A 24249-nucleotide genomic window follows, 5' to 3' on the forward strand; every position below is an offset into this window, starting at 1 on the left:
AGTCTGATTGAAGCTTGTCAGACTTATTTTTTGAAGTAACTAACGATGTCCTAACTTTGGAATATGCAAGGTTACGGAATTAAAGAGCTTAATGATCATAAGGGTGATGAGGGGAAGAGGCCTCGTTGCCCGAAGATCATATCCCTGGTGCCCTCCATTACAGAACTTCTCTATCATCTTGATATTCAAAATCAGATAGTTGGTGTAACCAAATTTTGTATACATCCAAAAAGTTTTACTAAGTCTATTCCCAAAATAGGAGGCACAAAAAACTTTAAGTTTGACGTCATTGACAAGCTCAAGCCCGACTTGATCATTGGCAATAAAGAAGAAAACTATAAAGAAGGGATAGAACATCTTCAGAATAAATATTCCGTTTTACTAACTGATATCAAAACCATTCCTGAGGCAATTCAAATGATCAGTGATATTGGGGCTATTACCAATAGAAATGATCAGGCTGAAAATATTATTGATCAGATTAACCAAGGTCTGTTAAACCTTCAAAAAAAGGAGGCGAAAAAGGTGCTCTATCTCATTTGGAATAATCCATACATGGCAGCCGGAGGTGATACCTATATTAGTCATGTTATGGAAACATTAGGATGGGAAAACGCACTTAAGAATGTGCCCAGGTATCCGACCTTGACCCCAAAGAAAATAGCAGCTCTTAAACCAGATTTGATTTTGCTGTCTTCAGAGCCATTTCCCTTTAAAGAAAAGCATAAGAAAGAGCTTGAAGCAGTGATTCCTACATCTAAAATTCATTTGGTAGATGGAGAAATGTTTTCCTGGTATGGGTCCAGGATCATTCAAGCTCTCTCTTATTTCAATAAATTACAATTCTGATATTTCGAAGCCGGCCTTTTTCACATCTTCCCAGTAGCTGGGGTATGATTTATTGACTACAGAAGGATCATTAATAACTATATCGAACTGAGTGCTTAAGGGAGCAAAAGCCATGGCCATTCTATGATCATGATAAGTATCAAACTCAGGTTGGTTGACCTCAGGAAGTTCAGAAGCCGGAATTAAAGTCCATTTGCTGGAAGTTTCAATGAGTTGGCCGCCGAATTTTGCCAGTTCATTTTGCAAAGCACTAATTCTATCGGTCTCTTTTATTCTTAGGCTTTCAAGGCCAGTCATATGGCACTCTATACCTTTTATAGCGCAGATTACAGCCACGGTCTGAGCGAGGTCAGGACAATGGGTGAAATCGATGCTGGCTTCCTTTTTATGTGCGCATTTAGAAAGGATGGCGCCATCTTTAGTGAAGGTTGTAGATACACCTAAATCAGCCATAAAATCAGCCATTTTTCGGTCTCCTTGTATAGAGTCGTCTTTAAGGTCAGTAAGCATGACCTCCGCCTCATCGGATAAAGCTACAAAGCTATACCAGTAGCTAGCAGCGGACCAGTCTGGCTCTACAGTATATTCAGTAGGCTGGTATTTTTGCGGTGCTATAATAAGGCTATTACCATTCCAGCTGGCAGATACTCCAAATGATTTCATTACCGCTAAGGTCATGTCAATATAGGGCTTGCTGCCTATTTCACCTATAAGGTTTACTTTAAGTCCTTTAGGCAAGGTGGGTGCTATCATTAATAGCGCTGATATGTACTGGCTGCTAATGTTTCCAGGCACTTCAAGCTCATCAGTAATCTGATCTTTTATTTTATTTACCTTAATGGGAGGGTAGCCGTCGTTGTTTAAATAAGTAATACTAGCTCCTAATTTAGTGAGGGCTTCTACTAATACTTTTATAGGCCTTTCCTGCATTCTGGCCGTTCCTGTTAATATTTTTTCGTCTTTTGTGGCAGCAGCAAAAGCGGTTAAAAAGCGCATAGTGGTGCCAGCGTCTAACACATCCCAGGTATCATCTTCAGAGGCTAGCAAGCGAAGCATGGTCTGAGTATCTCTGGCTTCCGAAATATTTTGTATGTCAGACTGTGTTTCGCAAAGTGCGTCTATAATCAAAGCACGGTTAGCTATACTTTTAGAAGCAGGCAGAGATATAGTAGTGGGTTGTAGTTTATTGTGCTTTTTTATTAAGAGTTTTTTTGTTTCCACGATTCGCAATATTAATGTAACAAATGGCTTAAGTCAGCGTTTTGAAAATGGCATTATTTATGATAATACACTAAAAAAATAACTGTTTTAAGAAAATGAAAAATAGAAGAAAGTTGGCTTTAGCTTTAAGTTTATCCGTAGGAGCGCTTTTAGCTGTAGCTTCTGCCGGGAGAGGAAGAAGTACTGCACCCACCAGATCATCTGATTTAAAATCTTCACAAAGAAAAGTTTCCGATATAAATGATGAGATAGAAGCATATTATATTTAAAGGTTATTATAGTAAATAATAGCCTCAGTAGCTTCTGTGTTTGATATACTGATGTCCCAATTAGCTTCTCCCACTTTTTGTAGTAGAGAGGCCAGGACTTTATTTTCCCTATTTTTCTTATCCTGAATAAGGTATTGATTTATTCCTTCTAAGTCAGTCTCTAAAATATTCAGTTTATCAAAAATATTTAGGACATACTTTTCTATTTGCTTGAGTTCTTCTTCGTTGATATATCCACGTTTTAGGCTTATAAAGCTTTCGCAGATCATGCCTGCAGCTATTGCTTCTCCATGCAAAATGGCTCTATTGTTATTGAGTAAATAGCTTTCTATAGCATGCCCGATGGTATGGCCAAAATTCAGAATTTTTCTCATCCCAGATTCCAACGGATCATTTTCTACTACATCTGATTTTATTTTTACAGAGTGTTTAACACATTCATTCCAAGCAATATCCGGAAAACGAAGTGTTTGTAGCTTATCCCATCCGCTTTTATCAGCAATAAGGTGGTGTTTGATCACTTCAGCAAAGCCAGAACGCAGTTCATTAGCGGGAAGCGTTTTTAAGAAGGTTTGATCTATAATAACAGCAATCGGCTCTTTGAATAGACCGATGTGATTTTTATAACCATTGAAGTCAATGCCCAACTTGCCACCTACACTGGCGTCTACTTGTGAGAGTAGCGTGGTAGGGATATTAATGAAATCTATACCTCTTTTGTAGGTGCTGGCACAAAACCCTCCCATATCTCCGATGACCCCGCCACCGAGATTAATAAATAATGATTTGCGATCAAAGGCCGCAGAGGTAAGCTCTTGCCATATATAAGTGCATGTTTCAAGCGTTTTATGGCTTTCTCCACTATTGATTTCAACCAGAGTATGCTGCGGAAGGTATCTCTCCAGCAGTGGGTAGCAATGTGCTTTGGTATTTTCATCTACAAGCACGGCTATTTTATTGTAACTGCTGGTGTTTAGAAGGTTTATTAATTCTTCCGCCGCTTTTTCTGTGAATTTTATACTTTCACTTATTTCCACGAATAAACTTTTTGATTTTTTTAAATAGAAATGATTAACAGAATTTAGGGTAGCTGCCTAGCCATTTTACTGTAATGAGGGGATCTTCCATAATCACCTTCACCTTTTCATCATCTTTATGACCTTCAAACTCTACCAAAAACCAATATTTGAAATCTTTACCTTCTTTTGCCGGGTAGCTTTCTATTTTAGTAAGGTTAATGCCATTTTCATGGAATCCTTGTAGAAAAGAGGCAAGGCTCCCCGGTTCATTGTCATTAGACAGCTTCACCAGAATAGTGGTTTTGTCATTTCCACTAGACACATTATTGAAGTTTTTACTAATGATCAAAAAGCGAGTGTAGTTATCAGGACTGTCTTCTATATTATGAAATAGAATAGGCAAATGATACATTTTAGCCGCAATATGGGAGCAGATCGCAGCCGAATTTTCTTCCAAGGAAGCCAGCTTAGAGGCTTTAGAGGTAGAATCTACCGGTATGAGCTCTACACTTTTGTCAAAGTATTCATCTACAAACTTTCCACATTGCTTAAAGGCAATATCTTTAGAGTAAACTTTTTTAATGGTTTTTATATTTTCATTTTTTGAAGCAAATGAAAACTGAATAGGCATAGGTACTTCTGCTACTATGTTAATGTCATAATCGCATAGCACATTAATGGTGTCACTCACCATACCTTGTTGATTGTTCTCAATAGGGATTATTCCAAATCGTACCCTTTCGGTGTTTACCGCCTCAAATACTGATTGAATGGTTTTAAGGCTAATATATTCACCCATAGCACCAAATCTGGCTTCGGCTGCCTGATGGGTAAAACTGCCTTCAGGACCCAAATAGGCGACTTTTTCGGGAAGCTCAATATTTCTACTAACAGCAAAAATTTCAAGAAATATGGCTTCAATCGCACCTTTATCTAACATTCCCTTGCTGTCAGAGGTTAGTCTGTCTATGATAGCTTTTTCTCTTTCAGGACGGTAAATACTCGCGTTGGTAGTTTTTTTAATATTACCAATGGTTTTTACGAGTTCCATTCGTTCATTGAGTAGCTTTAAAAGCTGATGATCTATGGAGTCTATTTTACCTCTGAGGTCGTCTATGTTTACAACTTCTTTCATCACGGAATAAAGATATTTAAAAATTGAAAGAAGAAAGAGCTAAATGATTAATATTATATATTCGCACAATTATTCATTACTATGCAATTAAAATCTAACATATCTTTTAACGATACATCAGTAGCGTTTCAGGCTAAATCTGATGAGGCTTTGCGTAAAGCCAATTTTGTATTTTCAGTCGTTAACAACCCTTATATATCTAAGATGTCTATGGTGGCCGTAAAGGCAGCACTTGCGATTCGATTACCCATTAAATGGATTATTAAGAAAACGGTTTTTGAACATTTTTGCGGTGGCGAGACCATTCAGGATAGTTTACAATCTATTAAAGACTTAAATGCATATAATGTTGGTGCTATTCTTGATTATTCTGTGGAGGGTGTGGATACCACTAGTAATTATGAGAAGGTAAAAAAGCAGATTATAGATACTATCGTTACAGCTTCTAAAACTGAAGGTATTCCTTTTAGTGTGTTCAAAGTTACTGGTATTGGTTCTACCTCATCGCTAAGAAAAAGGCAGTCTAAAGAAAAGTTTACTAAGAAAGATCATAGTAATTATGAAAAGCTGAAAGGCAGGGTGGAAGATATTTGTGAAGCAGCTTATCAAAATAACGTTCCTATTTTGATTGACGCTGAAGAGTCCTGGATACAAGATTCTATTGATGAGATTGTGTATGAGATGATGGCTAAGTATAATAAGGAAAAAGCAGTTGTGTTTAATACTTATCAGATGTACAGGTCTGACATGCTTGGCAATTTAAAAAATGCATTTCACTATGCTGCTATGGGTAATTACTACCTGGGAGCTAAGCTGGTGCGTGGTGCTTATATGGAGAAAGAGAGAGATAGAGCTGAAGATAAAGGATATGAAAGTCCTATCCATCCTAATAAAGATGCGGTAGACAATGATTTTAATAAGGCGCTTTCTTTTTGCATGGATAACAAGCAGCGGATAAGCTTCATGTGTGGTTCTCATAATGAGTACAGCAATCTTTATCTTACTTTGTTAATGGAAAAGCATGGGATGAAAAATGATGATCCCAGGGTTTTCTTTGCTCAGCTATATGGAATGAGTGATAATATTTCGTTTAACCTGGCAGAGGCTGGTTATAATGTAGTGAAATATTTACCTTATGGACCAGTAAAAGCTGTAATGCCTTATTTATTTAGAAGGGCTACTGAAAATACCTCTGTAGCAGGTCAAAGTAGTAGAGAGCTCACTTTGATTAGAGCTGAATTGAAGAGAAGAAAAGAAGCGAAATAATAGTTGAAGGAGACGCTTCATACATCATGTTAACATGTATGAAGCGTCTGAGTATTTTTTATTTATCTGTGATTACAAACTCAACCCGTCTGTTTTTCACCCTACCACTTTCAGTTTCATTAGAAGCAATAGGCTGAGCCTCTCCAAAACCTAAAGAAGAAACTCTTTTCTTCTTAATCCCTTCTTTCAAAAGGTAATCCATTACAGATCTGGCTCGGTCTTCAGATAGTCTTTTGTTATAACTTTCAGAACCTAAGGAGCAGGTGTGTCCATCGAGTTGAATAGTTACTTTAGGGTTATCTTCCATAAACCTAACTACTTTGTTTAGTTGTGGTATAGATTCATCTCTTAAAGTGGCCTTATCAAAATCAAAATAGATATTATCCAGCGGAATTCGTTCACCCACTTCAATTGGAGTCATGTGTAATACATATTCCATGGTCTCACTTTCATAAACTCTGGTCAGGTCTATTTGATGAGTGTCTATAGATAAAAACTTATCCGCTTTAGCAGATATTTCATAGACATATCCTTTAGGGATTATAAAGTCAAATTTGCCTGTATTGTCAGTGGAAGGGTGCCATTCCGCTATATCCATAGTTTTATTATGAACCACCAATTTAGCTTCAGGTATCAACTCCTTAGTATTCTTGTTAATTACTTTTACATTTAGCTCTACCGTAGGGTCAGGAAGTTCATATGCAGGTAGCTCTAGTCTATAAATATCGGCATCTTGTCCATCTCCTCTGGTGTAATATGCATACTTACTGTCATATGCCAGATGAAAGAAAATCTCATCATCAGCTGAGTTAATGTACGGTCCCAGGTTTTCTGGTGTACTCCAGTTAGTCCAGGTGTCATCAAGTCGTCTGGAGATGTATACATCGCTGCCGCCAAAGCCCAAATGACCTTTTGATGAGAAATAAAGCGTTTTGCCATCTGCTGCAAGAAAAGGAGAGGATTCCTCATCAGGTGTATTGATAGTGCTTCCCAGATTTTTAGGGGTAGACCAGCGGCCATTTTCTTGTTTAAAGCTAACGTATAGATCGCGCCCTCCTTCACCATTTCTTCTATGAACAGACATAATAATAATCTGCTGATTGATACCCAGGTAGTAATTGGCAAATGGAGAGAAGTTTTCTTCATTTTCTATTATTACTGGCTCTACATCAGAAAGGCCATCTTCTGTCTGGGTAGCTATAGATAGGCCTTCGGTCATTTTATTTTTCAAGTATCTGTTCCCTAATAAAAGTACGTAACCATCTCCTTTAGGAGTAACACTACAAATAAAGTTAGGTCCTTTGTTGTTAAGGCTTGTTCCTATATTTTGAGCTTTCTTCCATTCTCCATCACTGTTTTTTTCTGAGAACCAAATGTCTTCCAGATCATCAGTGCCACCAACATTTTGAGGATCACCAACGCGGCTAAAAAACATAGTTTTACCATCAGGAGTAAGAAGAGGTTTCAGGTCTTTATAAGGGCTGTTAATACTATCGCTTAACTTTTCTGCCTGAACAGACTCATAAATACCAGCGGCAATTTTCATGTCTATCCTTATCGGCGTCTTAGAATCTGATATAGCAATAGCATCAATGCCGTTATACCCGGGTACTTCTTTACCATTGATCTCCACTTTTACGGCTGTTACCTTGTAAGGTGTGAGGTCTGTAAAAATGTTAAGAATCCTCCCTTTTAACGGGATGCTCCTTGGGGTGAACTCATTAATAAAATGCTCATTCCCTCTTTCATCATAGGCATAGACCTTCCATATGGCTGTAGGGTTGATAGACTCAGCTATAGCAATTTGTTGTATTTGGATAGCCTCACTAAAACCTACTTTGATATAATCAACCTGATCGGTCTTTTTTGGAGTCCAGGCCCTGCTAGATCCTTCACTGCCAGGGTAAATATCAGGCTCACCTAAAATTTGACTGGCTTTATAAGATTCTCCCGCCAGTTGAGCCAAGTGAATAGGAGTCTTCCTTTCAGAAGAAAACTCAATTACCTTAGAGGCCCAAAGTGTTTTTTGGGCAATAGCCGGGCTGGTAAAAGAGAAGCATATAATTATTAAATATATAAAGTGTTTTATCATTATTAATATCTTGATTTGGCTGGAGCTAGGTCTGCGAAATGCATGGATAAATGGACTTCGTATGTGCCTATACCTCTATCATTATATCTCAAGGATGAGGTGTTAAAGTCATAACTGAAGGCTACTTTGAATAAGGAAGTCTCAAATTCTGTAAGAAAGATAAATGAATCATCTATTCTATACCATCCACCTAGCCTGGCTATCACGTATTTTATTTGCCCACCAGATTCTGAACCTAATTTGTAGCTTAAGTAAGAGCCCAAATTATGTTGCCATTCCTTGTCTTGTTGAGAACTGAATATATTAGCAGATATTGTTGCCTTTTGCGATAGGTTAAAGACAATACCACCATGATACTTATAAAGTAATGGCAATCTGTTATTCTCATTCTCATACAAAGACTCATTTGGGTGATTCATATGAGCAACAGAGAATCCTGAATTTATACTACGGATTATCTTTCCTCCATCCTGAATGGGGTTATGAAACCAGAATATTCCTGAATTGATATCCAAGAAAGTTCTAGGATCAAAAGTGTCACCATCAGATGGAGTTGTAGAAGGGTCAAATCCAAGGAAAGGGGTGTACTGCTCGCCCCATTGTAATCCATCGGAGTCAATCCTTTTATTAATGATGCCTGCCTGTAAGCCAAATGAAATCTGATTTACATACTGCTTATCTAGCGGGAGATTATAAGCGAAACTGGCATTGGCACCAGTAGTTTTAAAATTTTTGTCTTCTCCTGCTACATCATTATATACTGAAACTCCCACCCCACCTATGTGACCAAAAGGTTTAGTGTGCTTTGATTCGTAATAAGGTACAATCAAAGAAACCTGACTAGTGGTATAGGGGAAGTTTAAACTTCTCCACTGTGACCTATGTGATACTCCAACTGTAATGTTTTCTTCAAAACCAGCTAATGCCGGATTAAGATATAGTGAAGTATTATAAAACTGAGAGAATACGGCGTCTTGAGCCTGAAGGTTGTAATTAAAGCCGACAAAGCAAACAACTATTAAACAACAAACTCTTATTCTTTCGCGAAACTCTTGGTTACTTGGCCAGTGTAATCGTACCTGTTTTTTCAAAAGATTCTCCATTTTCAAATTGTCCGCGAACTATATACGTAAATACATTATTTTCTTTTGCTTCTCCCTCAGAGCTACCTGTCCATCCTCTTCCTTGAGCTTCAGTAAGATTATTTGTTTTATAAACTACTGATCCCCAGCGGTTATAAATTTGAAAGGTGAAATTGTTGGCTAAAATATTTTCTCCATAGACCTTAACTACACTGTTTTCAGGGTTTGAAGATCGTGGGCTAAATACATTTGGAATATAAAGAACATTACCAGATCTAACAGTTAGTAATATGCTTTCTGTAGCACTACATATTGCGGAGTTAACATCAAGTACTACATTGTACTCTCCTTTTTCAGAATAAGTGTGTTTAGCTTCTACTTTATCACTGGTATTTGAGTCTCCAAAGCTCCAAGTGTAGCTTGTTTGCTCTTCATCAATAGGCGTAAAAGTATATTCAACACCTGGTACATAAAGCCCATCTACAGGTTCAGGAGAAATATTAAACGTAGCTACAGGATTATAGAATTTAACAGTTTTTGAAGCCGTTGCCGTTCCTGCACAATCAGTGTCAACTTCTACGCTAAAAGTGACTTCATCATCTTCTGCCGCAGGAGTATAAGTGGCAGATGTTTCATTAGCTTCAAATAAACCTTTGTTGCCAGATACTGACCAAGTAATTGTTTGGGTACTTCCGGTTCCCGTTAGGTCTAAAGTAAGTACTCCACCACTATAGCAATAATCATCAGGTGAATTGATAGCTATTTTTGAAGGATCATTTATTTCTACAGAATAATCGATTGTTTTAGAGCAATTATTATCACTTACTGATGTAAACTCATATGTTCCTGCAGGGAGTGTTAAATCTGCCTGAGCAGTGTTAGAAGTAAATGTTTGAGTTGTGCTTCCGTCATTATAGGTTAAGCTATAGGGAGCTGCACCCGTAAATGTAACACTAATGGTGGCTTCGCTTCCAGAACACACAGTTTGAGTGGCAGGTAATGCAGAAACACCTGGAAGGGCATAATTACTAACGGTAGCCGAGCCTGAAAGACTGGAGTAAAAACCATCATCATCTAACACAGAAACCAATGTGTATTTTCCTGTTTCAGAAACACTAAAAGTGTATGGAGAACTAGTTACAGTTGATGTATGAGTTACGCTATTGATCTCATAAGTAACTTCCCATGGAGCCTGACCTTCCAGGTCTATTGAAATAGTAGTAGACTCTCCAGAGCATACTGAAGCTGTTCCAGCTATAGATGCGTCTAGTTCTGGGCATATGCTATTAGCAGTTATGGCTAATGAGCCACTTCCTGTGGAGCTGCCAAAGTCCCATTGAAAATCAGATGATGCACCAAATACATTGACATTTTGGTTATTAGCGCCTTTTCCTAATTGTACTATATAATCGGAGGCCAAATCTCTGAATGTAATTGGCTCAAATGGGCGGTTCTTATTATAGATCTCAGATTGAGCTGTATTGATAACAAAGTATTGCCAGGCATCAGTTACCGATGTAGGTTGCCCTAGTAATGCGTTAGGAGTGTTGTGTGTGGTAGCATCTAATTGTAATACCATATGCCACTCTGTACCTACAGCGTTTACATCGTATCCATTTTCAGTAAGTTCTAATCGACCATATAAATAGCCATGATCACCATCTATAAGGAGTTGTCCTTCTATAAAACTGAAGGTTGTAATGGTTCCTGCTGGTAGCTGATAAAACAGGTCTGAAAATGCCAAAGTGTGGTTGTCATTTCCTTCAAAGGAATATGCTGCGTAAAGATCCTCTCCCGGATCTAATTCGCTACATCCTAACATATTTGTTGGATCTTGTGCTTTTAGCAGAAAAGTTGAACTGAAAAAAAAAGCAAAAGGCGAAGATTCTTAAAAGCCGTAGTTGTTTCTTCATATTTTAATGGTTTTACTGGTTAGTAATCACATAGTTAACGAAATAACACTTCACTATAGACAAAAGTTGACGCTATTTCAATACCTAAACCGGTTTATTGACATATTATAGAAATATGTAATTCAAATATACGAATTATTCTATAAAATCATTCTATTTCTATTAGTCTAGAAAAATTATAAGTTACTTTTGGTAGTTTAATCTATCTTTGCAGTTTCAGTATTTGAAAATCCGAATTATTAAAAATTATGCAGTTAAGCGAACAAGAGCTCGTTAGGAGAGAAGCAAAGGCCGAATTAGAAAAATTAGGCATCAATCCTTATCCCTCAGAATTATTTGAGGTGAATGTTTCAACCCAGGAAATAAAGGAAAACTACGAGAAGCAGAAGATTGACTATAAGAATATTTCGCTGGCAGGACGACTAATGAGTAAAAGGGTTATGGGGTCAGCCTCTTTTGCTGAATTGCAAGATTCTAAAGGTAAGATTCAGATCTATGTTCGTAGAGATGATATTTGTCCTGATGAGGATAAAACACTTTATAATACTGTATTTAAAAAACTTCTAGACAGAGGTGATTTTATTGGAGTAAAAGGATATGTGTTTACTACCCAAACAGGAGAATTATCTGTTCATGTAACCTCTCTTGTGGTTTTATCAAAATCATTAAAACCATTACCGGTAGTAAAGGAAACTAAAGATGAAGAAGGTAATGTGGTGAAGCATGATGCGTTCTCATCACCTGAATTAAGATATAGAAGACGTTATGTTGACTTGGTGGTTAACTCTGATGTTAAAGATACTTTCATAAAAAGAACTCAGCTGGTAAATTCAATGAGAAATTACCTGAATGACAGAGGTTATTTAGAGGTAGAGACTCCTATTTTACAGCCTCTTTATGGAGGTGCTGCTGCCAGACCATTTAAAACACATCATAATACTTTAGATATGACCCTTTATTTGCGAATAGCAAATGAGTTATACCTAAAAAGATTGATCGTTGGAGGATTTGATGGTGTATATGAGTTTTCTAAAGATTTTAGAAATGAAGGTATGTCGCGTTTTCATAACCCTGAGTTTACCCAGGTAGAGCTGTATGTTGCCTATAAAGACTACTACTGGATGATGGATCTGGTAGAGGAAATGATAGAAAAAGTAGCATTGGATCTTCATGGAACTACCAAAGTACAGGTAGGTGAGAATGTTATAGACTTTAAGAGACCTTGGAAAAGGTTTACCATGTTCGAGGCTATTGAGCATTTTACGGGAATTGATATTTCTGAAATGGATGAGGCTGAACTTAGAAAAACAGCTAAAGAGCTTAATGTACCTATTGATGAAACTATGGGTAAAGGAAAGCTTATCGATGAAATTTTCGGAGAGAAATGTGAAGGCTTGCTTATCCAACCGACTTTTATTACTGATTATCCGGTAGAGATGTCTCCGTTAGCTAAAAAGCATAGAGATAAAGAAGGATTGGTAGAGAGATTTGAGGCTATCGCTAACGGTAAAGAGATATGTAATGCTTTCTCTGAGCTGAATGATGCCATAGATCAAAGACAGAGATTTGAAGAGCAGCTTGAATTAGGCAAGAGAGGTGATGAAGAAGCCATGACTCTTGATGAAGACTTTTTGAGAGCTTTAGAGTACGGAATGCCTCCTACAGCAGGTTTAGGTGTTGGTATTGATAGGTTAACTATGATTATGACTAATTCTAACTCTATTCAAGATGTGCTTTTCTTCCCTCAGATGAAACCAGAGAAGAAAGTGGGGTATGCTACAGCCGCAGATTTTGCAGAAGAGGGAGTAAGAGAAGAGTTAGTTCCAATACTTCAAAAACTGGGAATACTTACTATTAAACAATTGAAAGAAGCTACACCTAGTAAATTGTTTAATGATGTATGTGGCACTAGAAAGAAACTGAAAATGAAGGATGTTAAAAATCCTACTTTGGAAGAAGTAACTGGCTGGATAGAAGGTTAAGCCAAGAGATATAAAACCATAAAAAAAGGGAGTCATTAAAAATGACTCCTTTTTTTATGTCTTCTGTGCTAGCTGAGCAACATCTTAATTATCGTAGAAGCTTCGTGTTCTGTTGAGTTTAAGGTCTTGCAGTAATGATGATTTTACTCTTATGGTGAAGTTGTAACTAGTGTAAACACCAAACGGAGTCCAGTTCATATTGATCTCCCAGCAATGTAGGTCTCTAGAAATACCAAAATTGGTAAGTGAAATGGCCTTTTCCTCAAAATCATAACCAGTGTTGTATGTGATTTTCCATTTGTCTGATAGGGAGAAGTCTCCAGATAATCTCACTGTTTGAGTGATATTAGCATCATTAAAACCTCTTTTAGCATAGTTAAAACTGTAATTAATCCTCACACTCCAAGGTATGGTGAAGTCTACGTATGAATTAGGATTATTAAGTAAATAGTCTTTGTCTGATTGATTTAAATCGGAGTTATTAATCCGCTCCCGGGTCTTTTCATCGCTTTTTTGCCCACTTGGGTTAAGGTTAGTGGTTATACCTATGTTGGCGTTTGAAAGTTGCCCTATTCCTTGTCCGTTATTCCATGTGTATTGATCTATTCTATCCTGATCATAAACATTATCTCCTTGTGAATTAACAGTGACATCATTTAGCACATATACATATGGGTCTACCGTACCGGATAAGTTAATATTCACTTTCTTTTTAAATACAGAGGTATTGGCTCTGAAGGTAATGTTAGAAAGCTTAAATGAGTCTGCTACGAAGTTATAAGAGGCATTAAAACCGAAGTTGTTAAGAATAGGAACTTTAGTTGCTTTGTTAGTAGAATCCGTTTTTGCCTCATTTTTCATTTCTAAACTATTGTTTAGTGAGAAGCTAATGGATCCACTTTCTCCGTGCGAGGGTGCTCCATAAGCATATCCTTGATATCTGGACTGTAAAAGGGTTTCTCCTTCTTCCGTTTCTAATTGTTGGTAATAGCCATATTTTTCTGCCCCAAAATCCGGACGGTATGATAATGAAATATTAGGGTTCATTACGTGCCTTATTTTTACCTTACCTTTTTTTAGATTGAAAAACCCATATAACCTAGTGCTAAAACTAGTGCTGAAGTTATATTCATATACTCTGTTAAATCCATTAATAGTATCTGCTATCACAGCTCTATCAGGATTATCTTCGTCAATTTCCCACTCAAGTTTATCAAAATACCAGTTTTCAGTATAGTTGATTGAAGGAGAGGCAGTGAAGTGTTTAAGAACTTTAAATGAAGTGCTTAAAGGTATTCTATGTTGTAGCCCTTTGTTTGAGTTTTCTAAAAAGGTGCCAAAGTTTTCGAAATCAAATGGAGCAATACTGTCTAAAGAAGGGTCTGAGCCAATTCTTCCTAAATTATTGGTTAGTGTATTAGTTCCTGTTAATGAATATCTCACGTTGATTTTTTCTACCCAGCTGTTAGATGCTCCGTTTTTATTCTTAAAAGGGTAAACGTTAGCCATGTTGAAGGTAAGAGATGGTAGCAAAAGGTCAACCTCTCTGGTTCTAACGTCTTGGTTATGTCTCATGCTTAAGCCTAAAGAAAAAGGCGTTCCCTGGAAGGTCTTAGAGTAAGAGATGTTAGAACTTAACTTACGGGTAAAGTTGTTAATACTGTTTTGAGCTTCAGCAGTATTTACCCCCAAATAATTATTGGTGTTGTAGCTGGAGGTCGCGGCGTTAACTGATGCTGAAAATCTGCTATTACCTTTAGATTGAGGTGAGTGACTCCATGAGAGACGATAATCATTTCTGGTATCTTCTTCTTCTATGTTGGTAGACAGCCTGAGTTTGGTGTAGTCAAAGTTCACATTACCATTGTAAGCATATCGTTTTTTGTACACACTGTTTACATGCACTCCATGGCCACCTTTAGAATATACATCTCCACGTACAGCTACTTTCACATATTCACTAATGTCAAAGAAATAACCACCACCTCTTAAATAGAAACCTCTTCTACGCTCTTCACCATAAGAAGGAATAATAATTCCTGAAGAAGCCTCATTTTTAGCGGGGAACATCCCGAAAATAAATCCTAAAGGTGTAGGCACATCATTAATTTCCAGGTTAAAGGGGCCAGAAACAATTTTGTCGTTAGGTATAGCTTTAGTTTTTCTTGCTCTTATGCGATAATGCGGGTGAGCGAGATCACAGGTGGTGTAAGTGTTATTAATACTAAAAAGTTCGTCTTTTGAGTTTTTATAAACAGTTTCTCCGTGCAGATAACCTTCTCCTTGCTGTGTTACTACTTCAGATATTCTTGCCTGCCCTGTTTTGAAATTATAACTTATGTCTTTGGTTTCATAGGTCTCAGCTCCGTTTTTAAAGATCGGGTAACCTACCTTTCTGCCAAGGGAGTCTTCTTTACCATGAGCAGTAAGCGTATGGTTGTTATAATCTATTTCTATGTGATCAGCTTCGAGTTTTATGGCACCATAATCAATTTTAGCATCTCCATAAAGTTTCACAATCTTAGAGTCTACAGAGAAGTTAATAGAGTCTCTGGCAGAGTAATTGATTGTTGTCTCAATATCACTCTTAGGGGTTTCATTTTTAGTGGAGTCTGCAACCAATGCGGTACTATCGCTGTTATTAATGGTAGTGTCAGCTTCCATATTTTCATTACCTAGAACTTCCTGAGGTGTACTTAAATTTTTTTCAGGAGTTTGTGCATGACCTAAAGCAATGAAGAAACCAAAAAAAACTAAAAGTAAACCGTGTTTGGCTAAAGACCAGAATTTCAATTTGCGTAGCGGATTTTTCGGTTTTAGAGAAAAAATTACAATTTTGTGCAAAGTTATTGGAATAACTTTTAAGAAGCGAAAGATTGTGAAGAATATTACCATAGTTTTTCTTCTCCTAGCAATAACCTTGCTAAGTTCATCTTCTCAGATAAAAAAAACTGATTTTAAAGTAAAAACAGTTGTAATAGATGCTGGGCATGGTGGCCACGACCCTGGTACTCACGGTAGTACCACTAAGGAGAAGGACCTTGTATTAAAAGTAGCGCTTAAATTAGGCAGCTACATAGAAGAGTATTTACCTGATGTAAAAGTCATTTACACCAGAGATGATGATACTTTTGTGACCCTCAGAGGCAGGGCTGAGATAGCTAATAAAAATAAAGCTGATGTTTTTATTTCTATTCATGCTAACTCCTTGCCTGAAAATGTAAGTACCACCAGGAAGAACCAAATTAGGGGTACAGAAACTTATGTGATGGGGGCGCAGAACACAGGTAGAAATTTAGAAGTAGCCAAAAGGGAAAACTCAGTGATCCTGTTAGAGGAAGACTATGAGAAAACTTATGACTTCGATCCTAATTCTCCTGAATCCTATATTCTTTTTTCATTAACTCAGTCTGCTTTTCAAGAAAAAAGTATTTACTTGGCAACGCAGATAGAGAATCAATTTAAAAGCAGAGCAGGCAGACATAGCTTAGGTGTAAAGCAATCTAGCTTGTATGTATTATGGAGTACGGCTATGCCTAGTGTTCTGGTAGAAATTGGCTATCTTTCCAACAGTACGGAGGAAAAACAACTTAACGATTCGTCTGTTCAAGGTAACATAGCTTCTGGAATCTTTAGAGCTTTCCGAGACTATAAAAATGAAATAGAGTCTTTAAATAAATAATGATTAAGTGAAGGTGTCAAAAGAATTAAAAGTAGGCGTATTTATGGTATTCTCAATCGCCATACTTTATTTAGGCTTTAACTATTTGAAAGGAAAAGACTTTTTCTCTTCTAATAATAAATTCTATGCTATCTATGAAAATGTAGATGGATTAAGTGTGTCTAACCCTGTGCTGGTAAATGGTTTTGCTGTGGGTAGAGTGAGTCGAATTAACTTACTTCAAAATCACGATGACCAAATATTGGTAGAAATGGATATTAGCGGAGATATCCTTTTAGGAGACTCAGCTACGGCAAAGCTAAATAGTGATTTTCTTGGTAATAAGTCCATTCTTCTGAGTACAGGAAATCCCCAGAAATTACTGCAGCCAGGAGACACCCTTATAGCTGTGTTGGATAAAGGTATTGCTGATATTTTGGCTGAGAGCGCTCAGCCAGTAGCCAACAACCTGGAAGCTACTATTAAGAAAATAAATGCCATTTTAGATAACCTTAATGGTAATAGCGAGAAGATTAACAGGATGATGGATAGCTTTGAAAAGACTCCTGTTATTTTAAATGCTACCATTGTAGATGTAAAGCAAAATTTAGCATCTATTAATAGCACTTTTGATGAGGTAGGAGGTGAGCTTAATACCACTTTAAGGCAAACCCGTCCTTTGTTAAGTAACCTCACTGAGTTTAGTGATTCTTTAAAAAGAATGGAGCTTAACCAAACAGTGGATAAGGCCAACGAAGCGCTTACTAACTTAAATGAAGCTATTGAACACTTTTCTAAAAATGAAGGCACACTGGGTAAGCTTATCAATGAAGATTCGCTTTATAACAACCTCAACAATACGGTTGAGACCCTTGATCAGTTGCTCATCCACCTTGATACTCAGCCCAAAGATTTCTTCTCACCTTTTGGTAGAAAAAAATCTAAGATAGAAAGAAACCGCAAAGAGGAAGCAGAAGATTAACAGCTGCTTCTGATCTTCTCCTTCAATATATAGCCACTGGTTTTTTGCCTGTTTTGTGTTAAATTTATAAGAGACGAAATCTCTTTTTACACAAAATAAAAGCAGAAGCTGATTGCTCAGCGTTGTAACTCTGAGCTTTTGGTACTGTGCGCTACCCCTTATGAATATTGAGTTTAATAAAAATGAAGACCACCTCAAGCAGTTAATCTATCAGCTTAAAAAAAGGAGCGATCAGACCAAGCTTGGGGGTGGAGAGAAGAAAATTGAAAAGCAACATGGTAAAGGTAAGCTAACCGCTCGTGAGAGAATAGCCTACCTTGTAGATGATGACAGTGACCTGCTGGAAGTGGGGCTGCTTGCCGGTGAGGACATGTATGCCGATGTAGGAGGCTGCCCGTCAGGAGGTGTGGTAACTGTTATGGCTAAGGTGCAGGGGCGTATGTGCGTTATAGTGGCCAATGATGCTACTGTGAAGGCCGGAGCCTGGTTTCCTATCACTGCCAAAAAGAATTTGAGAGCCCAGGAAATAGCTATGGAGAACCACTTGCCTATCATTTATTTAGTGGATAGTGCTGGTGTATTCCTGCCGATGCAAGATGAAATTTTTCCTGATAAAGAACATTTTGGACGGCAGTTTAGGAATAATGCTAAAATGTCGGCAATGGGAATAGTGCAGATAGCGGCTATAATGGGTAGCTGTGTTGCTGGAGGGGCTTATCTGCCTATTATGTCAGACGAGGCTATGATAGTAGATAAAACAGGATCTATTTTTCTAGCGGGCTCTTATTTAGTGAAGGCCGCTATTGGAGAAAATATAGATAACGAAACCCTTGGTGGAGCCACCACTCATTGTGAAATTTCTGGTGTTACTGATAATAAGTTTGATAATGATGAGGCTTGCCTCGATTATATAAAATCACTTTTCGATAAACTGGGGGATACCACTAAGGCCGGATTTAACCGAGAAGAGGTGGTGAAGCCTGAAGCTATGGATGATTTGCTGGGTACCTTCCCCAAAGATAGAGCAGCGCCTTATGATGTAAAGGATGTCATTAAAAAGCTGGTTGATGGTGGTGAGTTTGATGAGTATAAAGAGCTTTACGGAAAAACCATAGTTTGTGGCTATGCACGTATTGATGGCTGGGCTGTGGGTATAGTGGCTAATCAACGGAAAGTAGTAAAGAGCAAGCAAGGAGAAATGCAGATGGGAGGCGTCATTTATTCTGATTCTGCTGATAAAGCTGCTCGTTTTATTATGAACTGTAATCAGCGTAAGATACCTTTGGTGTTTTTACAAGATGTGAGCGGCTTTATGGTGGGAAGTAAAGCTGAGCATGGCGGCATAATTAAAGATGGAGCTAAAATGGTGAATGCTATGGCTAACTCTACTGTACCTAAGTTTACCATTATTATGGGAAATTCATATGGGGCAGGTAATTATGCTATGTGTGGCAAGGCCTATGATCCCAGGCTGATTTATGCCTGGCCTTCGGCTCAAATGGCAGTAATGAGTGGTGCCTCTGCGGCAAAAACACTGCTGCAAATAAAAGTAGCTACGCTGAAAGCTCAGGGTAAAGAAATATCTAAAGAGGAAGAAGAAACTCTTTTAAAAGAAATTACGGATAAATATAATGAAGAATTAAGCCCATATTATGCAGCTGCAAGAATGTGGGTAGACGGCATTATTGACCCCAGAGATACTCGAAAAGTAATAACTATGGGCATAGAGGCGGCCAATCATGCGCCTGTGGAGAAATTTAATGTTGGCGTTATACAAACTTAAATTATTGAATGAAACAAGAAGAACTGAAGGCTTTAGTATCGTTATTGGATGATGAAGATGCGGAAATCATTTCGCATGTAGAAAAGAAAATCATATCATTAGGAGGAAGCATGATCCCCATCTTAGAAACAGAGTGGGAGAGTAATTTAAATCCTTTGGTTCAGGAGAGAATTGAAGAGCTGATCCATGTTTTGCAGTTTGATCTGATACAGGAACGCTTAATTAATTGGTTTTCAGAAGAGGAGCCTGATTTGCTGGAAGGGATGTGGATAGTGGCCACTTATCAATATCCTGATCTGGAATTCACTAAGCTCAAACAGGATCTGGAACAAATATATTATGATGCCTGGTTAGAGTTTAAGCCGGATATTCATCCTTATGATCAGGTGAAGCTTTTGAATAGTGTTATTTTTAGTAAGCTGAAATTTGGAGCTAACACCAAGAATTTTCACTCTCCTAGTAACTCCATGATAAATATTGTGTTGGAGTCAAGAAAAGGAAATCCTATTTCTCTTTGTGTGCTGTATATGCTAGTAGCAAGAAAGCTCAAAATGCCTGTATATGGCGTTAATTTACCCAACCTGTTTATCCTTACCTATAAGAGTGAAAATGAAAACTACTCTCAGTTTTACATTAATGCTTTTAATAGAGGCCTTATTTTCTCTAAGGATGATATAGATAATTATATCCATGAGCTGAGAATAAATCCTGAAGAGACTTTCTATCAGCCATGCGATAACAGAGATATTGTGCTGAGAGCGTTGAGAAATTTAGTGGTTTCTTTTGATAAAATAGGTGATCATGCTAAATCAGAAGAAATAAAAACTTTGCTTGAAAGCGTAGGAGATCACGGCCATTTAGGAATTTAAAAGGGGAGTTATCCCCTTTTCACCATACAGCCAATAGGCCTAACATTACTTGTTGCAGATTTGCCGGAAAGCAGGTTGTCAAGGTTATTTTTCAAATATTGCTCTTTTACATCTGAGGCTACCTGAGGGTTGTTATCTATGGCTCCTTGATAGAAAATAGAAAAACTGCCTCCATTATTTTTAAGTATAAAAGCATGTGGACTCTTACTTGCATGTAAAGCATTCATTACTTTTTGGTCTTTGTCAGATAGGTAAGGAACTGAAATGCCCCAGGTATTGATTTTATTCTCCATATCGCTGTCAGACTCTTTGTCTTCATTGTGAGAGTTAATCAAAAGAAAGCTGATTCCTTTTTGGCTATATTCAGATATAATCTGAGTGATCCTGCCTTCATAGTAAACAGAGTAAGGGCACACATTACTAGTGAAAATAATAACCACTCCTTTGCTGTCTTTATAATCAGAGAGTGATACTTTTTTATTGTTGGCTACATCTGTTAAAGTAAAGTCATCTACCTTCTGGCCAAAAGCCAATGGCAGCTGTACTATACTTAATAATGCTATGATCAATATCTTATTCATTTTAATCAATGTTAAAAGCTAAAATATAGTTTTCTTCTACTCTATATTCTAATTGGTAGCTTTTGGTAATACCATTGACAATTATTTTGCCAAACAATTTGCCTTGAGTGTCTAAATCAAAGGGAGCTATTCTGATATTATCTTTAAAAGAAAGTTTTTCAGAGCTACAAATCTTATATAAAGCCTCTTTAGCACACCAGTACACTCCTAGCTTTTCTATTGCATTATTGGCGTTTTCAGCTTCTTCTTCAGTGAGAAATTTGTGCTGAACTTTAATCAATTTAGCCTTTTTTTGTTCCAAATCTATGCCTACATCAGTTTTTAGGTCCAGCAATATAGAGACATAGGGGTATGAATGAGAGAGTGAAATCTCGGCATCGCAGTTCTTAAGATAAGGTTTGCCATGCTCATCTTTTATAACACCATGGTAAGTTAAGTTGAGCTTTTGGCATAAAGCCATAATAGTGAGCCTGCCGGCAAGCCACTCTTTCTTTTTATCTTCATGCCTGAAGGTACTGAGCATAGTGTATTCATCAGTTTCTTTTTTTACAGCTTCAAACAAATCTTGGTAAGATTCATCTATGTGCCATAATGCTAGAAATCTGGTGCTATTTATTTTTTCGATTTTATGAAGTGGCATTTGATTACTGAATGGAAACTTGCTTCTTTGCTTTAAAATTTTGTAAAATAATCATTATTCATGGGCAAAGTTAACGTTTCCAAACTCAAAACCTTTACCGGACATAATGATTGTGTGTATACGCTGGAAAGAACGCAGTATGATCATATTTTCTTTTCAGGTGCTGGTGATGGCATGGTGGTGTACTGGAACCTGGAGGCTTCTGAAAACGGACAACTGGTAGCTAAATTACCTAATTCTATTTATGCCTTGCATTACATGCAATCTAAAAACCTGCTGGCTGTAGGGCATAACTATGACGGTGTTCATATCATAGATTGGGAAAATAGAAAAGAAGTAGGTTCTCTTAAGCTTACTGATGAAGCCATATTCGATATACAGTCTTACCGTGATTTTCTAATTATAGGAGATAAAAACGGAACGGTGACCATAGTAAATGTGGATGATCTGAAGGTAGTATACAAAATACCTGCTACTGAATATAGTGCCAGAACTATTGCTGTTAATGAAACCTTAGAGGAGATGGCAGTAGGGTATAGTGATAACAAAATTAGGATCTTTTCCTTGGTGGATTTTGAGCTGAAGTATGAGTTAGATGCTCATGAGAACTCAGTGTTTACTCTGAAGTACTCGCCTCATAATCAGTTTTTAATGAGCGCAGGAAGAGACGCATACCTGAAAATATGGGATAGTAAAGCAGGATATTTGCTCTTAGAAGATATTGTGGCGCATATGTTTGCCATTAATCATTTGGATTTTAGTCCTGATGGTAAACATTTTGTAACTTGTAGCATGGATAAATCCATAAAAGTTTGGGATAATAATAGCTTTCGTTTGTTGAAGGTTATAGATAAGGCCCGACATGCAGGACATGGAACTTCTGTAAACAAATTATTGTGGTCTAAGTATGATAACCTTTTGATTAGTGCCGGAGACGATAGGGCAATATCAGTATGGGATATCCAGTTTAATAATTAATAGTTGGTTTAACTACACTCAAAATTATGCTATGAAAATTACGCCTTTAGAAATACGACAAAAAACATTTGAGAAAGCATTTCGAGGTTTAGATAAAGACGAGGTTACTGCTTTTTTGGTGACTATGTCACAAGAATGGGAGAAGCTCGTTGATGAAAATAAAGAACTGAAAATAAAATTAGAGGCTTCTGAAAAGGAGGTGGAAAAACTTCGGGAAGTGGAGAACTCATTGTTCAAAACCCTGAAGACTGCTGAAGATACAGGAGCTAATATGATAGATCAGGCTACCAAAACGGCCGAGCTGCACCTGAGAGAAACCCAGATGAAGGCAGAAGCATTACTAAATGATGCTAAAAATAAGGCCAAAGACATCATGGAAGAGGCTGAGATTAAATCCAGAACTACCATTGAAGATATGGAAGCCGAGGTGAAAACCATCGCCCAGATGTATCGAACTCTTGATAATGCTAAAGAAGATCTACTGTCTGATATTAAAACTTTTGCCACTGAAGCTTTAGACAAAGTGGAGCGAGTGAAGGCTCATAAAAAGAAGTTTAATATAGAAGAAGAAATGCTACGTATTAAGCGTGAATCCATTGATAAGGCCGCTAAAAGTGCCCTTAAATTCGAAAAGGAAACGCTTAATGAAATAAAATTTGAAGTAGTAGGGAATATTCCTTCCGAATCTGAGGAGTCTAAAGAAGAACCTAAAAAAGAGCCTGAGCTTGATAGAGAAGAGCTGCTAAGGATGGAAGAGGATTATAGGCGCAGGTATATGCAAGAGCAAGAACAAGAGCCGCAAGAGGAGGAATATCAGGAAGAAGAACCTGAAGAAGAGGAGCTGCCTGTAGCAGAAGCATCCCCTGAGCCAGAATATGAAAACGACTCTGAAGAAGAGGAGGAAGATCATTTCGAGGCAGAAGAGGAGTTGGAACCTGAACCAGAGGAGGAGCCTGAAGAAGAGATAGTGGAGGAGAAACCTGAGCCCAAGCCTGAACCAGTAGCTGAGTCAGCTCCAGCGAGACCTAAAGAGGTGAAAAAGAATACAGTTAAGAAAAATACAGTTAAAAAGAATAATAAGAGCACATCATTTTTTGATGATATAGAGTAATGGGTAAAGTAGCTTTGAAAGGCCTGAAGTTTAAGGCATACCACGGTTATTATGACGAGGAACGACAAAAAGGAAATCAGTTTGAAGTAAACATATCGGTAAAGACCGTTTTTATAAAAGCAGCCGAAAATGATGATCTTGAGAATACGGTAGACTATGAGCAGCTCTACAAGATAGTGAAGGAAGAAATGGGAATATCTTCCAAACTGCTAGAACATGTAGTGAAAAGAATAACTGATCGTGTGCTCAGCGAAATAAAGGCGGTAGATAAGGTGAAAGTATCATTATCTAAATTTAACCCGCCTATCGGTGGAGAATGTAGAGAGTCTAAAGTAACACTTAAGGCTAAGCGATAAGCATTAAGAGGGGAGAAGCATCTAAAATTATTGAGATACCTTCTCTCCTGTTTTTACGAATGTAAATCCACGAGCATCAGCTCCTTCATAAAAATCTACTTCCAATCCCAGTAAATACATGGTTTCTCTTTTCTGAACCAATACAGGTATTCCGTCTTGCTCGTATTCTAAGTCTGCATCCTTTTTTTGGTCAAAGCCCAGCATATAAGTAAAACCGGCACATCCTCCTGATCCTTTTATGCCTATTCTCAGAGAATAGCCTTCAGGGATGTTCTTGTTTGTCATAATATTTTTTACTTCCTCTACTGCTTTTGGGGTAAGCGTTACCGGCACTAATCCATCCATGCGTATCTCGTTTATGTTTCTATTTGTAAACTTAGAAAAGAAAAAATTAATTTCGGAATTCACACTTTTTAAATCATGCACAAGCATGATATCTTCGTAGTAGAAATATTATGAT

Annotated in this window: 21 protein-coding genes; 11 read left to right on the forward strand and 10 right to left on the reverse strand. The window is 37.5% G+C overall.

Annotated features, from left to right (window positions below):
- The first annotated feature begins 63 nt into the window (after nt 1-63).
- On the forward strand, nt 64-849 hold the full coding sequence (locus tag LVD15_RS12715) for a helical backbone metal receptor (protein ID WP_233780697.1): 786 nt from the start codon (nt 64-66) through the stop codon (nt 847-849).
- Here the strand turns inward: LVD15_RS12715 and LVD15_RS12720 are convergent.
- Complete coding sequence (locus LVD15_RS12720; protein WP_233780698.1) at nt 838-2070, reverse strand: 3-phosphoshikimate 1-carboxyvinyltransferase; 1233 nt, start codon at nt 2068-2070, stop codon at nt 838-840. The genes LVD15_RS12715 and LVD15_RS12720 overlap by 12 nt on opposite strands.
- A 95-nt stretch (nt 2071-2165) precedes the next feature.
- Here LVD15_RS12720 and LVD15_RS12725 point away from each other — a divergent pair, with 95 nt between their 5' ends.
- Nucleotides 2166-2339 (forward strand): hypothetical protein, encoded by a 174-nt coding sequence (locus LVD15_RS12725; protein WP_233780699.1) that lies wholly within the window; start codon nt 2166-2168, stop codon nt 2337-2339.
- On the opposite strand, the gene aroB is transcribed toward LVD15_RS12725, so the two are convergent.
- Complete coding sequence (gene aroB / locus LVD15_RS12730; RefSeq protein WP_233780700.1) at nt 2336-3376, reverse strand: 3-dehydroquinate synthase; 1041 nt, start codon at nt 3374-3376, stop codon at nt 2336-2338. The two genes, LVD15_RS12725 and aroB, sit on opposite strands and share 4 nt — an antisense overlap.
- A gap of 34 nt (nt 3377-3410) precedes the next feature.
- Nucleotides 3411-4493 carry a chorismate mutase gene (gene pheA, locus LVD15_RS12735; RefSeq protein WP_233780701.1) on the reverse strand — a complete coding sequence of 361 codons (1083 nt, stop codon included), beginning with the start codon at nt 4491-4493 and terminating at the stop codon, nt 3411-3413.
- Nucleotides 4494-4574: 81 nt separating this feature from the next.
- Here pheA and LVD15_RS12740 point away from each other — a divergent pair, with 81 nt between their 5' ends.
- Nucleotides 4575-5759, forward strand: coding sequence for a proline dehydrogenase family protein (locus tag LVD15_RS12740; RefSeq protein ID WP_233780702.1), 1185 nt, complete (start codon nt 4575-4577; stop codon nt 5757-5759).
- Nucleotides 5760-5817: 58 nt separating this feature from the next.
- Here the strand turns inward: LVD15_RS12740 and LVD15_RS12745 are convergent, their stop codons facing one another.
- From LVD15_RS12745 to LVD15_RS12755, 3 genes are read right to left on the reverse strand one after another with little or no spacing between them, the layout of a single operon-like run.
- The gene (locus tag LVD15_RS12745) at nt 5818-7851 is read right to left on the reverse strand and encodes an OmpA family protein (protein WP_233780703.1); all 2034 of its coding nucleotides are present in this window, start codon (nt 7849-7851) and stop codon (nt 5818-5820) included.
- Between the two features lie 2 nt (nt 7852-7853).
- Nucleotides 7854-8942, reverse strand: a complete 1089-nt coding sequence (locus tag LVD15_RS12750; RefSeq protein ID WP_233780704.1) for a PorP/SprF family type IX secretion system membrane protein — start codon at nt 8940-8942, stop codon at nt 7854-7856.
- The gene (locus LVD15_RS12755) at nt 8908-10755 is read right to left on the reverse strand and encodes an SP85-like N-terminal domain-containing protein (protein WP_233780705.1); all 1848 of its coding nucleotides are present in this window, start codon (nt 10753-10755) and stop codon (nt 8908-8910) included. The genes LVD15_RS12750 and LVD15_RS12755 overlap by 35 nt, the downstream gene beginning before the upstream one ends.
- A 339-nt stretch (nt 10756-11094) precedes the next feature.
- Here LVD15_RS12755 and lysS point away from each other — a divergent pair, with 339 nt between their 5' ends.
- Nucleotides 11095-12828: a lysine--tRNA ligase gene (lysS, locus tag LVD15_RS12760; protein ID WP_233780706.1), complete on the forward strand. Its 1734-nt coding sequence runs from the start codon at nt 11095-11097 to the stop codon at nt 12826-12828.
- 84 nt (nt 12829-12912) lie between these two features.
- Here the strand turns inward: lysS and LVD15_RS12765 are convergent, their stop codons facing one another.
- Complete coding sequence (locus tag LVD15_RS12765; protein WP_233780707.1) at nt 12913-15672, reverse strand: putative LPS assembly protein LptD; 2760 nt, start codon at nt 15670-15672, stop codon at nt 12913-12915.
- 34 nt (nt 15673-15706) lie between these two features.
- Here LVD15_RS12765 and LVD15_RS12770 point away from each other — a divergent pair, with 34 nt between their 5' ends.
- The 4 genes from LVD15_RS12770 to LVD15_RS12785 all read left to right on the forward strand — a co-directional run bounded on the left by LVD15_RS12770 (nt 15707) and on the right by LVD15_RS12785 (nt 20123).
- The gene (locus tag LVD15_RS12770; protein ID WP_233780708.1) at nt 15707-16510 is read left to right on the forward strand and encodes an N-acetylmuramoyl-L-alanine amidase family protein; all 804 of its coding nucleotides are present in this window, start codon (nt 15707-15709) and stop codon (nt 16508-16510) included.
- A gap of 7 nt (nt 16511-16517) precedes the next feature.
- On the forward strand, nt 16518-17471 hold the full coding sequence (locus tag LVD15_RS12775) for an MlaD family protein (RefSeq protein WP_233780709.1): 954 nt from the start codon (nt 16518-16520) through the stop codon (nt 17469-17471).
- A 160-nt stretch (nt 17472-17631) separates the two neighbouring features.
- On the forward strand, nt 17632-19254 hold the full coding sequence (locus LVD15_RS12780; RefSeq protein ID WP_233780710.1) for an acyl-CoA carboxylase subunit beta: 1623 nt from the start codon (nt 17632-17634) through the stop codon (nt 19252-19254).
- 8 nt (nt 19255-19262) lie between these two features.
- Nucleotides 19263-20123, forward strand: a complete 861-nt coding sequence (locus LVD15_RS12785) for a transglutaminase-like domain-containing protein (RefSeq protein ID WP_233780711.1) — start codon at nt 19263-19265, stop codon at nt 20121-20123.
- An 8-nt stretch (nt 20124-20131) separates the two neighbouring features.
- On the opposite strand, the gene LVD15_RS12790 is transcribed toward LVD15_RS12785, so the two are convergent.
- Both LVD15_RS12790 and LVD15_RS12795 read right to left on the reverse strand, forming a co-directional pair.
- On the reverse strand, nt 20132-20704 hold the full coding sequence (locus LVD15_RS12790; RefSeq protein WP_233780712.1) for a redoxin domain-containing protein: 573 nt from the start codon (nt 20702-20704) through the stop codon (nt 20132-20134).
- Between the two features lies 1 nt (nt 20705).
- Nucleotides 20706-21344 (reverse strand): 4'-phosphopantetheinyl transferase superfamily protein, encoded by a 639-nt coding sequence (locus LVD15_RS12795; RefSeq protein ID WP_233780713.1) that lies wholly within the window; start codon nt 21342-21344, stop codon nt 20706-20708.
- A gap of 60 nt (nt 21345-21404) precedes the next feature.
- Between LVD15_RS12795 and LVD15_RS12800 the strand changes: the two genes are divergently transcribed.
- Genes LVD15_RS12800 through folB form a run of 3 tightly spaced genes read left to right on the forward strand, consistent with a single transcriptional unit; the run spans nt 21405 to nt 23789 of the window.
- The gene (locus LVD15_RS12800; protein ID WP_233780714.1) at nt 21405-22322 is read left to right on the forward strand and encodes a WD40 repeat domain-containing protein; all 918 of its coding nucleotides are present in this window, start codon (nt 21405-21407) and stop codon (nt 22320-22322) included.
- A gap of 31 nt (nt 22323-22353) precedes the next feature.
- Nucleotides 22354-23433 (forward strand): DivIVA domain-containing protein, encoded by a 1080-nt coding sequence (locus LVD15_RS12805; RefSeq protein WP_233780715.1) that lies wholly within the window; start codon nt 22354-22356, stop codon nt 23431-23433.
- On the forward strand, nt 23433-23789 hold the full coding sequence (folB, locus tag LVD15_RS12810; protein WP_233780716.1) for a dihydroneopterin aldolase: 357 nt from the start codon (nt 23433-23435) through the stop codon (nt 23787-23789). Before LVD15_RS12805 ends, folB begins: the two co-directional genes overlap by 1 nt.
- A 27-nt stretch (nt 23790-23816) precedes the next feature.
- Here folB and LVD15_RS12815 read toward each other — a convergent pair whose 3' ends face one another.
- Nucleotides 23817-24134, reverse strand: coding sequence for a HesB/IscA family protein (locus LVD15_RS12815; RefSeq protein ID WP_233780717.1), 318 nt, complete (start codon nt 24132-24134; stop codon nt 23817-23819).
- Nucleotides 24135-24249: the final 115 nt, after the last annotated feature.

The organism is Fulvivirga maritima (genome assembly GCF_021389955.1).
GTDB lineage: Bacteria > Bacteroidota > Bacteroidia > Cytophagales > Cyclobacteriaceae > Fulvivirga > Fulvivirga maritima.